The following is a 13,024-nucleotide window of genomic DNA, read 5'->3' as shown; positions in this document are numbered from 1 at the left end:
CATGAATTGGAAATGGATGTTCTATGAGAATGATTATTTAGAAAGTAAAATGAAACTTTTTAATAAAGATGAATTAATTACAACTTTACTACTTAATAAAAAAATACATTCTAAAGAAGAAATGAACTCTTTTTTAAATCCAAGTTATAAACAATTACATGATCCATTTTTATTAACAAATATGGAAGAAGTAGTTGATAAAATTTTAGAATTTATGGATAAAGACAAGAAAATATTGATTTTTGGAGATTATGATATTGATGGCATATCAGGCTCACTTTATCTTTCTAAAATTTTTGATAAATTAAATATAAAAAATGAAATATATATTCCTACAAGAACAATGTTTAAATATAGTTTGGATGAAGAATATTTTAAAAATATAGAAGATAAAAATATTAAACTTGTTATTTCAGTGGATAATTCGTTTGGTGAGATATTACATATGGATATGTTAAAGTCTATGGGTGTTGATTTAATAATAACAGACCATCATTATAATAATAAAAATATGAAATCTATATTAGAAATCAACCCTAAAAAATCAGAAAATTATCCATTTAAGGAATTATCAGGTGCAGGAGTAGTATTTAAGTTAGTTCAAGCTATATATTCAAAATTACCAGATAAATCAATTTCAGATATATATGAATATTGTGAATTAATTTCACTTGCTACTATTGCAGATGTTATGGAATGTGTTGATGAAAATAGATTTTTGATAAAAAGAGGACTTAAGAATTTTTCTAAAACTAATATTTTGGCATTTAAAATGATAATAGAAAATTTTAAAATTGATCCAGAATATATTACAATTAATGATATAAGTTATAGAATATCACCGTTAATTAATGCAATAGGAAAATTAGATGACCCGTTAAAAATAATAAAATTTTTAACATCAAATTCTGAAAAAATTAATACTCAGATATTAAATGAAATGTATGAGTATAATAACGAAAGAAAAAATTATGAAAGCAAGATATACAATAAAATAGTAAAATTTCTTGAAAACAGAGATATTAAAAAATTAAATTATATATATTATGAAATAAACGATATAAACTTAGGAGTTTTAGGTTCTATTACATCAAAATTAGCATTAGAATTTAAAGTTCCAGTGATTATTGTTTCTAAGGTTGATGGTTATTGCAAAGGTTCGTGTAGAAGTATCGAAAATAAGAATATATATAAATTAATATCTGAATTTTCAGATTATTTTATTAATTTTGGTGGACATAATCTTGCAGCTGGATTTTTAATTACAAGTTCTAACTTAAATTTAATAAGAGATAAACTTAAACAAAAGATGTATAATTTAAATCTTACAGAAAAATCAAAAAATAATATAGTTATAGATGCTAAATTTCCTATAGCTCAAATAACTACAAAGAAAATGACTGAAATAAATAGTTTAGGACCATTTGGTCTTTCTAATGATGAACCAAATTTCTATGATGAAAATATTAAATTTAGAAATATTTTAATATTTGGTGTTGATAATAAACATTTTAAAGCAAATATATATAGAAATGGTAAAGATATACAAATATTAGGCTATAATTTGAGTTATAAATTAAACTTGAAAAATTCAAATAAATTGTATAAAATAATATATACACCTGAATTAATAGGTAAAAAAATATTAAGATTAAAATTAAAAGATATAGAATAATTAGGAGGAAAAATGAAATTAGAAAAATTAGCAGGTTCAGAGGTAGCTTTTGAAATATTAAAAGAAGGACAAGAATACAAAACATTAAGAGAATCTATTTTAGTTAAATTTAAAAATGTTAAAGTTGATGGATTTAGAAAAGGTCATGTACCAGTAGATGTTATTGAAAAAACATTCAAGAGTGAAATAAGAGATGAATTAATAAATGAAATATTAAAAACAGAATATACTACTTTAATTAGAGAAGAAAAATTAAGACCTGTAGCAGATTTACAAATAGTTTCATTAGAATATGATGAAAATAAATTAAAAATGAATTTAAAGGTTGCTGTATTTCCAGAATTTGAATTACCTAAATATAAAGGGTTAGATATAAAAGCAGAAGAAGTATCAGTTACTGATGAAGAAGTAGAAAATGAAATAAATAGAATGGTTCAAAGAGCTAAGAAATTTGAAAAAACTGAAAGAGAAGAGGCTAAATTAGGAGATATAGCAGTTATTAATTTTGAAGGATTTGTAGATGGTGTAGCTTTTGATGGAGGTAAAGCAGAAAATCATAGATTAGAATTAGGTTCTAAAAGCTTTATAGATACTTTTGAAGAACAAATAGTTGGTAAAAAACTTGGAGAAGAATTTGATGTAAATGTTAAATTCCCAGAAGAATACCATGCTGAAAATTTAAAAGGGAAAGAAGCAGTATTTAAAGTTAAATTAAATAGTTTAGAAGAATCAATAATTCCAGAATTAAATGATGAATTTGCAAAAGCATCAGGTTCAGATACTTTAGAAGATTTAAGAAATGCAATTAAAGGAAATATATTATCAAATAAAGAAAATCAAGCAAAAAATAAAAGATTACAAACAATTGTTGAAAATATAGCAGATGCAACAACAATGGAAGTTCCTACAATAACTGTAGAACAAGAAATAAATGCACAAATTGATAGATTTGCACAAACATTACAAATGCAAGGTATGAATTTAGAAGCATACTTACAAATGACAGGTCAAACAGTTGAAAAAATGAGAGAAGACTTAAGAGAAAATGCTGAAAAAGGTGTTAAATCAAGCTTTATTTTATCAAGAATTGCTGAAGTAGAGGGAATTGAAGTTACAGAAGCTGAATTTGATGCAGAATTACAAAGAGTTGCTGGAATGTATGGAATGACAATGGATCAATTAACTGCTGAATTAGAAAAAACAGATGGAGTTAATAGATTTTTTGGACAAATTAATTCACAATTATTCTTTGCAAAAGTAAATGATTATTTATTAATAAATAACTAATAATTTTTGGAACTAGACTTAGGTCTAGTTTTCCAATATATAGAAAGGGGAGAAAAAATGAGTTTAGTACCATATGTAATTGAAAATGAGGGTAATGGAGAAAGAACTTACGATATTTATTCAAGATTATTGAAAGATAGAATAATTTTTTTAAGTGGTGAAATTAATACAGAAATGGCAAATGCAATAATAGCTCAATTATTATTCTTAAATGCACAGGATAAAGAAAAAGATATTACAATGTATATAAATTCACCAGGTGGAATGGTTACAGCAGGGTTTGGGATTTATGATACAATGAATCATATATCTTGTGATGTTGTAACTGTATGTATAGGTATGGCAGCAAGTATGGGAGCATTTCTTTTATCTTCAGGAACTAAAGGCAAAAGATTTGCATTACCTAATTCAGAAGTTATGATACATCAACCTTTAGGTGGAGCAAGAGGACAAGCAACAGATATACAAATAGTTGCAGAAAATATATTAAAAACAAAACATAAGTTAGCTGAAATACTTTCAAAAAATACTGGACAAAGTTTTGAAAAAATTATAGCAGATACTGAAAGAGATAATTATTTATCAGCAGAAGAAGCAGTAGCTTATGGATTAGTAGATAAAGTATTGGAGAAATAAGAATGAAAAATAAAAAAGAATGTTTTTGTTCATTTTGTGATAAAAGTGAAAATGAAGTAGATACATTATTTTCAAATGAAGATTCAACTGCATTTATATGTAATGAATGTATTGAAAATAGAGATATTGAATTAGAATATGAAGAAACAGATAATTTTGATAATTTTAATTTATTAAAACCTAAGGAAATAAAAGAAAAACTTGATGAATATATTATAGGTCAAGAACAAGCTAAAAAAGTATTATCTGTTGCAGTATATAATCATTTTAAAAGACTTTCAATACTTGATAGAGAAGATAATGATATAGAAATTCAAAAATCTAATATATTATTAATTGGACCAACTGGTTCAGGTAAAACTTTACTTGCTCAAACATTAGCCAAAATACTTGATGTTCCTTTAGCTATAGCAGATGCAACTACTATTACTGAAGCAGGTTATGTTGGAGATGATGTTGAAAATGTATTGTTAAAGTTAATAAAAGCCTCAGATTATAATATAGAATTAGCACAAAGAGGAATAATATATATAGATGAAATTGATAAGATAGCTAGAAAGTCTGAAAATACTTCTATAACTCGTGATGTATCTGGTGAGGGGGTACAACAAGCATTATTAAAAATTGTTGAGGGAACAGTATCTTCTGTTCCACCTCAAGGTGGAAGAAAACACCCTAATCAAGAAATGATAGAAATTGATACAACTAATATATTATTTATAGTTGGTGGAGCTTTTGAGGGACTTGAATCAAAAATAAAAAGAAGATTAAATAAAAAACAAATTGGTTTTGGTTTAAACTTGGATAAAAACGAAGAATTAGATGATATGACTATTTTTGACCATGTTTTACCAGAAGATATTAGAAAATTTGGTATAATTCCAGAACTTATAGGAAGATTACCAGTAATAACAGCTTTATCAGAATTAAATAAAGAAGCTTTAGTTTCTATTTTAACAAAGCCTAAAAATGCGATTATTAAGCAATATAAAAAATATTTTGAAATTGAAAATGTAGAATTGATTTTTGAAGAAGATGCTATAGAAGAAATTGCTGAACTTGCATTAAAAAGAAAAATAGGAGCAAGAGGTTTAAGAAGTATTATTGAAAATACCATGCTTGATTTAATGTATGAAATACCTTCAAAAAAAGATACTGAGAAAGTAATTATTACTAAAGACATGATAATTGAAAAAAATGAATTATTTATAAAAAGTGAGAAAGGGAAGAATTGATGAATAAAATGGAAATATTACCTTTTATTCCTATTAGAGAAATAGTATTTTTTCCACAAGCAGTTATACCTATAATAGTAGGAAGAGATTTCAGTAAAAAAGCCGTAGATTATTCTGTAGAACATACAGAGGGTAAATTAGTTTTAGCAATTCAAAAAAACTCATTTAATGAGGAAATAGAGGGAATTGATGATGTTGAAACAGTGGGTGTAATTGGTAAAATTATTCAAATAATGAAAACACCAGATGGTAATTTAAGGTTAATAATTGAAGGGGAAGAAAGAATAAAGGTAACAGATGTTATTAGTGAAAATGGGATGTTTAAAGCAAAATATGAAAACTATCCTATAGAAAAAACAAAGAAAGCTAATAATAAGAAATATAGAATGTATTTACAATCTTTAATTCAAGATTTAAATATTGTAAATAATAAATTAATTCCTGAAGATTTAATAAAAAGTATTTTTGAAATTAAATCTTTTGAAACTTTTATGTATACTTTAGCATCAACTTTAGATTTAAATGAAGAAAATAGAGTAGAAATTTTAAAATCTAACAATGTAGATGAGATTTTTGAAAATTTAACTAAAGCATTAAAAATTAGAATAGAATTAGAAGAAATTGATAGAAGTGTAGAAAATAAGGTTAAAAAAAACATAGAAGATAATCAAAGACAGTACTATATTAGAGAGAAAATTAAAGGGCTTTATTCTGAATTAGATGAAGAAGATACTGAAGATGAAATAAATGAATTAATATCTCATATAGAATCAAGAGATTTACCATATGAATTAGCAGATAAGCTAATGAAAGAAGTTAATAGATATAAGAAAATGAATAATTTTTCTGCTGAAGCAGGTGTTATTAGAACATATATAGATACTATGCTTGAAATTCCTTGGGAAAAAAGTGAAACAGAGGATATTGATATAAAAATAGCAGAAGAAATACTAGATAAAGAACATTTTGGTTTAAAATTAGTTAAAGATACTGTTTTAGAATATCTTGCTGTTAATCAATTAAATAAAGAAAATAATAAAAAAATGGGAACTATACTTTGCTTAATAGGACCACCAGGAGTTGGTAAAACTTCGTTAGGGGAGTCTATAGCTCATGCTATGAATAGAAAATTTGAAAGAATTTCATTAGGTGGTGTTCATGATGAATCTGAAATTAGAGGTCATAGAAGGACATATATAGGAGCAATGCCAGGAAGAATTATAGAAGCATTAAAAAGAGCAAAGGTTAATAATCCTGTAATATTATTAGATGAAATAGATAAATTAGATTCTAATTTTAAAGGAGATCCAGCTTCTGCATTGCTAGAAGTATTAGATCCTGCACAAAATAAAACATTTAAAGATAATTATGTTGATTTTGAATATGATTTATCAGATGCTTTCTTTATTTGTACAGCTAATGATTATTCAGGTATACCTAGACCATTACTTGATAGAATGGAAGTAATAAATGTAGATTCATATACTATACAAGAAAAATTAGTTATTGCTAAAAATTATTTAGTTAGTCAAGCAAAAGTTGAAACAAGTATAAAAGATGTTAAATTTTCAGATAGTGTTTTACTTGAAATTATTAATAAATATACTATGGAAGCTGGAGTTCGTAATTTGAAAAGAGAAATAGTAAAAATACTTAGAAAAATTGCTAAACTAAAGCTAGAAGATTCATCTAAAAAGTATGCGATTAATTTAAAAAATTTATCAGATTATTTAGGACCAGAAAAATATAAGAAAGATAAAATGGCAGAAAAAAATGCAAAATTAGGAGTAGTTAAGGGACTTGCTTGGACTTCTGTTGGAGGAACTACTTTAGATGTTGAAGCTGTTAAAATGGATGGAAAAGGTCAAATACAGTTTACTGGTAAATTAGGTTTAATAATGAAAGAATCAGCAAGTGTTGCTTATACTTATGTTAGGGCAAATTATAAAAAGTTATCAGTAATTAATTCTAAATTTTATGAAGAATATGACATACATTTACATTTCCCGGAGGGTGCTACACCAAAAGATGGACCATCAGCAGGTATAACAATTACAACTGCAATAGTTTCAATTTTATCTGAAAGAAAAGTAAGACAAAATATTGCTATGACAGGTGAAATTACTATTACTGGAGAAGTACTTCCAGTTGGTGGAATAAAAGAGAAAGTATTAGGAGCACACAGAATAGGTATTAGAGAAATAATACTTCCTTTTGAAAATAAAAGTGATACAGTAGAGCTACCAGAAGAAATATTATCACAAATTAAAATACATTATGTAAAAAAATATTCAGAAGTAGAAAAAATAGTATTTTCTGAATAATCGAGAGGTAAAAAATGAAAGTAATCTTAAAAAATGTAAGTTATGCAGAGGAATTTGCAAAATTTAGTAAGAGTAAGATTCTTAATGATATTGTTTTTAAAGAAAAAAATATAGTAGTTTTAGGTAATTTTGATGGTGTCCATTTAGGACACCATAAAATTATCAATGAAGCATTAGAATTAGGGAAAAAATTAAATCAAAAAGTATTGATATATACTTTTAGAGAATATCCTAAAAAAAAGGATACTTTAATTACAACATTATCTGAGAAATTATATATTTTTGAAAAAATGAATTTAGATTATGTATATTTAGAAGAATTTTTTGATGTTAATGAATTATCTCCAGAAGATTTTGTAAATAATATACTAATTGATAAATTAAACGCATCAGAAATTTTTTGTGGTTTTAATTATAGTTTTGGAAATAGAAAAAAAGGTGATGTTATAAAATTAAATGAATTATTAAAAGATAAGATTAAAGTTAATGTTATCAATCCTGTTTTATTTAATTTGAAAACTGATGAATTAAAAATAGTAGATATAAAAGAATTAAAAGATTATTTAGATAAAGATTATTGTGTAATTTCAAGTACATTTATCAAAACATTAATTGAAAATGGTAAAATGACTTATGTACAAAAATTATTGGGTCACGAATATATTATTATGGATAAAGTAGTTCATGGAAAAAAACTTGCTAGGACTCTAGGGTTTCCGACTGCAAATCTATTATCAAAAAATAAGATTTATCCTTTATTTGCTGTTTATGGTGTTAGGATACATATAGAAGATGATGATAATACATATTACGGTATTATGAATATTGGCAAAAATCCAACATTAGAAAATGAGGGGTTACATATTGAAACTCATATTTTTGATTTTGATGAAGAAATCTATGATAAAATAATAGTTGTAGATTTACTTGAAAATATTAGATTAGAAAAAAAGATGTGTTCATTAGAAGAACTAAAACAACAAATTTTAATGGATACAAAAATATGGAAAGAGAAAATATATGATAAATATTGATTTATTAGTTAAAACTGAAGATTTTGAGGGTCCATTAGATTTATTTTTACATTTGATAGATAATAAAAAAATTGATATTTCAAAAATATATATATCAGAAATTATTGATGAATATCTTAATATTATTAATAAAGAAACTGAACAAAATTTAAAAATTAAAATAGAATTTTTAGCTATGGCAACAGAACTATTAGAAATTAAGGCTTATTCTATATTAAATGAGGATAAAAAAATAGAAAAAGAACAAGATTTAGAAAAAAGAATACTTGAATACAAGGTGATTAAGGAAATTGCTGAAGAATTTTCTAAAAGAGAAATTGAATATAATGTTCCATATATAGTTAAAGGAAATAAAACTAAAGAGCAATATAACATATATTATTCTTTGGAAGATTTAACTTTGAATAATTTGTGTGAAATATTTAATAATTTGATTAATAAAGTAGAAATTAAGGAAAATATTAAAATAAATGTTGTAGATACATTTACAACAACAGATGCGTTGTTTGAAATTGAAAAAGAATTTAGTAAAAATAATGAATTATTATTTTCTTCATTAATGAAAGGGAATTTTTCAAAAGGAAGAATTGTTAGTTTTTTCTTAGCTATACTAGATTTATTTAAAGAGGGTAGTATAGATATAACTTTATCTGATAATGATTTTATTATTAGAAAGGAATTACATGTTTAAATCAAGTTTAATTGTAATGTTAATTAATATGTTAAGTAGAATTTTAGGACTAATAAGAGAAATAGTTATTGCTGCTTTTTTTGGTGCTACTGGTTATACTGATGCCTATTTTGCATCATCAAGAATAGCTAATTTTTTTACTACTTTATTAGGTGAGGGTTCACTTGGTACAGCATTTATCCCAATTTATAATGAGGTTAAAGAAGAAAAAAATTTAAAGAGAGCTAATGATTTTGTATTTAACTTAACTAATTTAATAATTTCATTAGCATTTACTATTTCTTTATTTATGGCTTTATTTTCAGATTTTACTTTAAAATATATATTGAAATTTAAAGATCCAGAAATGCTTGCTACAGCATCAATTTTACTAAAAATAATGTCATTTTACTTAATATTTATTTCTATTTCAGGATTAATTTCATCACTACTTAATAATTATGGAAAATTCTATATTTCAACTTTAGTTGGAGTAGTATTTAATTTAACAATAATAATAGGAGCAATATTAACTAAAAATAGTTTAGGAATATATGGACTTGGAGTTTCATTTTTATTATCGGGACTATTTCAAGTTTTAATACAATTACCTTCATTTTTAAAAATATTGAAAACATATAAATTTACATTTGATTATAAAGATGAATATGTTAAAAAGTTTTTTTTATTAATGATTCCAACATTAATTGGTATATTTGGGTATCAAATAAATGAATTAGTTGACACTGCATTTGCTGGGAGTTTAAAACTCGGTACAATAAGTGCTATAAACTATGCTTCAAGATTATATTTATTACCAATAGGAGTATTTGCAATATCTTTATCAGTTGTAGTTTTTCTAGACTTATCTAAGGCAGTTTTGAAAAAGAATAATGAATTATTCAAACTTACTATAGAAAGAGGAATGAATTTACTTGTTATTTTAATTGTTCCGTCTAGTTTAGGTTTAATATATTATTCTAAAGAAATTATTACTTTACTTTTTAAAAGGGGTAAATTTACATTAGAAAGTGTAACTCTAACTTCTGAAATATTAGAAATATATGCTTTGGGATTAATATTTTTTTCAACAATACATCTATTAACTAGAGCCCATTATGCAAATAAAGATAGAAAATTACCTGTAATTTCATCTCTAATTGCAATTACTATAAATATTATTTTAGATTTTTTATTATATAAAAAATTTACTCATAGAGGGCTTACATTTGCTACTACTTTTTCAGCTTTTGTAAATTATGTAATTCTACTAATTTCATTAAAAACTAGATATTCAAATGTAAGTTTATCAAAATATTTTAAATTTATTATGATTTCTTTTGTAAACTCAATAATTTGTATATTTATAATAGAAAATACTATAAATATACAAAATCAAAATATAGAAATAATTGTAAAATTATTTATATTTATAATACTATACTTTGCAATTTTATCTTTAAAATATATTAAGGATAAGAAAGAAATATTGGATAGATAAATATATTGACTAGAATATAAAATATAGTTATAATAATAACGAATATATAAAATAAAAAAGGAGAAGACATGTTTTATAATAAAGTAAAAGAGAGTGCAGATTATATATCATCACTAGTTGATACAGATATAGACATAGCAGTAATTTTAGGAAGTGGATTAGGTAAATTAGTTGACATTATGGAAGATAAGAAATATATATCATATAAAGATATACCTAATTTCCCACAAATATCAGTAGTAGGTCATGCAGGTAATTTAGTTTTTGGAAGAATAGGAAAAACAAAAGTTATGGCATTACAAGGAAGATTCCATTATTATGAGGGATATTCTATGAAAGAAACAGCATATCCTGTATATGTTATGAAATTATTAGGAATAAAAAAGATGATAGTTACAAATGCGTGTGGTGGAATAAATCCAAGTTTTAAACCTGGTGATTTAATGATAATAGAAGATTTTATTAATGCTGTTGGAGATAATCCTTTAAGAGGAGCAAATGATGAAAGATTTGGGGTACGTTTTCCTGACATGTCAGAACCATATAGTTTAGAATTAAGAGAGAAAGCTGAAAATGTAGCTAAAAGAATGGGACTAGATATAAAGAAAGGTGTATATACTTTTTTCCAAGGTCCGTATTATGAGAGTGCATCTGAAATTAGAATGTTTGGTCGTGCAGGAAGTGATGCAGTAGGTATGTCTACAGTACCAGAAACTATCGTTGCAAATTATGTAGGGATAAAGACATTAGGTATATCATGTATAACAAATATGGCAACAGGGTTACGTGTAGGTAATCATTCACACGATGAAGTAGTTTTAATTGCAGAAGAAGCAAGTAAGAAATTATGTAGTTGGATGGAAGAATTCATTAAAGAGTTAGTATAAATTAGATACCGATTAATATAATCGGTATTTATTATATAAGGGAGTTAAAATGAAAATATATTTAGCAAGTTCATCACCTAGAAGAAAAGAAATACTTTCTATGATAACTGATAACTTTGAAATACATATACCAAAATTTGATGAGGAGAAATTTACTAAAGAAATAAATATAAATGATCCTATAGAATTAACTTTAAAATTAGCTGAGAGAAAAGGAATTACAGCATTTAATGAACTTGAAAATGTTGAAGATAAAATTGTTATTTCAGCAGATACCATAGTATATTTTAATAAAAAAATATATGGAAAAGGAATTAATAAGGAAAACTCTTTAAAAATGTTACATGAATTAAATGGAAATGTACATGAAGTTATTACTGCAGTATGTATTATTTATGATAATTATATTATAAAATTTACATGTAAAACTAAAGTATATTTTGCAAATAATTCTGAAGAAATAATAAATTTTTATGTTGATAATTTCTCTCCATTTGATAAAGCTGGTGCATATGGGATACAAGATGCAGGCTCAATTTTAATAGAAAAAATTGAAGGACCTTATCATAATGTAATGGGATTACCGATAAGAGAAGTTTTTAATGAGTTAAATAATATTTATAAACTAAGGTAATAATAATTGAATTCCTAATCTTAATATGATAAAATTACACATAAAGGAAGGAGATTTAATGGCAATAGTAAAAATTAAAAAACCTCATAAACCTAATATATTATTTGGTTTAGTTTTAAATAATTTAGAATCTAATTTATATAATGCAATAGCCAATAAAAAACTTGCAAATGAGATACTAAAAGAAAGTTTGAATATTAATAATAGAAGATTAATTCAAATTGTAGAAGTTGTAAGTTCAAATGATGAAGTACTAGATTTATTAGTTATTTATGATTTATTAGTTTCAGAAAAAGAAGAAATGAAATTATTAAGTTCATTAAAAGTAGAAGAATTTAATTTTAATATATTTAATTTTAATAGAAAGGAAAAAGTAGATATTGAAAACATGGTTGAAGGATTCAATATTTATAGGTAAAAAAATGAAAAAAATTGTAAAATTATTATTTATTGCTTGTTTTTCACTTTTTGTAGTAAGTTGTACTAGTGCCGGTGAAAAATTTTTGACAAGCTTTTTAGGAGAAAAACTATTTAATTTAACAGAAGAAGAAAAATTAGCTAATAAAATGAAAGCATATAAACTTGAAGCAGTAATAAAAACAACTAAAGGTGATATAAATGTTTATTTATATCCTGAAGCTGCACCAAAATTAGTTGCCAATTTTGTATTTTTAGCAACTAATGACTATTATGATAATTTAAAATTTCATAGAGTTAGTTTAAATAATATTATACAATCTGGAGATAGAGCTGGAGATGGTACTGGAAATCCAGGATATTTATTAAATGATGAATTTAGTTTCTTGAGATTTGATAGAGCTGGAATACTTGCTATGGCAAATGCTGGAAAAAATACAAATGGTTCACAAATATTTATAACATTACAAAAAGCTGAAGATTATAATGATGAATATTCTATTATTGGAAACTTAAAAGATAGAAATGATTTATCAATTGCAAGATTAATTAGACAAGATGATTCAATATTAGATATTGAAATTTCAGGATATGATGTAAATGATTTTTTAGGAAATTTTGAAGAAGAAATAAAGGAATGGACTGAGAAATTAAAAGCTACAGGATATGAGTTAAAAAAATAAGGAAGATAATACTTCCTTATTTTTTGAGAGTGTGAAAAAAA

Annotated in this window: 12 protein-coding genes; all 12 read left to right on the top strand. The window is 24.4% G+C overall.

What is annotated here, in order from left to right:
* Nucleotide 1: 1 nt before the first annotated feature.
* Nucleotides 2-1,675: a single-stranded-DNA-specific exonuclease RecJ gene (gene recJ, locus BT993_RS01245; RefSeq protein WP_072592864.1), complete on the top strand. Its 1,674-nt coding sequence runs from the start codon at nucleotides 2-4 to the stop codon at nucleotides 1,673-1,675.
* Between the two features lie 12 nt (nucleotides 1,676-1,687).
* Nucleotides 1,688-2,962: a trigger factor gene (gene tig / locus BT993_RS01240; RefSeq protein WP_072592863.1), complete on the top strand. Its 1,275-nt coding sequence runs from the start codon at nucleotides 1,688-1,690 to the stop codon at nucleotides 2,960-2,962.
* A gap of 57 nt (nucleotides 2,963-3,019) precedes the next feature.
* The gene (gene clpP, locus BT993_RS01235) at nucleotides 3,020-3,598 is read left to right on the top strand and encodes an ATP-dependent Clp endopeptidase proteolytic subunit ClpP (RefSeq protein WP_072592862.1); all 579 of its coding nucleotides are present in this window, start codon (nucleotides 3,020-3,022) and stop codon (nucleotides 3,596-3,598) included.
* A gap of 2 nt (nucleotides 3,599-3,600) precedes the next feature.
* Nucleotides 3,601-4,833, top strand: a complete 1,233-nt coding sequence (gene clpX / locus BT993_RS01230) for an ATP-dependent Clp protease ATP-binding subunit ClpX (RefSeq protein WP_072592861.1) — start codon at nucleotides 3,601-3,603, stop codon at nucleotides 4,831-4,833.
* Nucleotides 4,833-7,157 (top strand): endopeptidase La, encoded by a 2,325-nt coding sequence (gene lon, locus BT993_RS01225; RefSeq protein WP_083557348.1) that lies wholly within the window; start codon nucleotides 4,833-4,835, stop codon nucleotides 7,155-7,157. The genes clpX and lon overlap by 1 nt, the downstream gene beginning before the upstream one ends.
* 14 nt (nucleotides 7,158-7,171) lie before the next feature.
* Complete coding sequence (gene ribF / locus BT993_RS01220) at nucleotides 7,172-8,191, top strand: riboflavin biosynthesis protein RibF (protein ID WP_072592860.1); 1,020 nt, start codon at nucleotides 7,172-7,174, stop codon at nucleotides 8,189-8,191.
* The gene (locus BT993_RS01215) at nucleotides 8,178-8,882 is read left to right on the top strand and encodes a segregation and condensation protein A (protein WP_072592859.1); all 705 of its coding nucleotides are present in this window, start codon (nucleotides 8,178-8,180) and stop codon (nucleotides 8,880-8,882) included. Before ribF ends, BT993_RS01215 begins: the two co-directional genes overlap by 14 nt.
* Nucleotides 8,848-10,362 (top strand): murein biosynthesis integral membrane protein MurJ, encoded by a 1,515-nt coding sequence (gene murJ / locus BT993_RS01210; RefSeq protein WP_244147528.1) that lies wholly within the window; start codon nucleotides 8,848-8,850, stop codon nucleotides 10,360-10,362. The genes BT993_RS01215 and murJ overlap by 35 nt, the downstream gene beginning before the upstream one ends.
* A 68-nt stretch (nucleotides 10,363-10,430) precedes the next feature.
* Nucleotides 10,431-11,249: a purine-nucleoside phosphorylase gene (locus BT993_RS01205; RefSeq protein WP_072592858.1), complete on the top strand. Its 819-nt coding sequence runs from the start codon at nucleotides 10,431-10,433 to the stop codon at nucleotides 11,247-11,249.
* 49 nt (nucleotides 11,250-11,298) lie between these two features.
* Complete coding sequence (locus BT993_RS01200; RefSeq protein ID WP_072592857.1) at nucleotides 11,299-11,883, top strand: nucleoside triphosphate pyrophosphatase; 585 nt, start codon at nucleotides 11,299-11,301, stop codon at nucleotides 11,881-11,883.
* A gap of 58 nt (nucleotides 11,884-11,941) precedes the next feature.
* Entirely contained in the window at nucleotides 11,942-12,301 is a 360-nt protein-coding gene (locus BT993_RS01195; RefSeq protein ID WP_072592856.1) for a hypothetical protein, read from the top strand.
* Nucleotides 12,302-12,305: 4 nt separating this feature from the next.
* Nucleotides 12,306-12,983, top strand: coding sequence for a peptidylprolyl isomerase (locus BT993_RS01190; protein WP_083557350.1), 678 nt, complete (start codon nucleotides 12,306-12,308; stop codon nucleotides 12,981-12,983).
* Nucleotides 12,984-13,024: the final 41 nt, after the last annotated feature.

Origin of the sequence: Streptobacillus ratti, assembly GCF_001891165.1 — a bacterium.
Classification (GTDB): domain Bacteria; phylum Fusobacteriota; class Fusobacteriia; order Fusobacteriales; family Leptotrichiaceae; genus Streptobacillus; species Streptobacillus ratti.
This window is presented reverse-complemented; position numbering and strand designations above follow the sequence as displayed.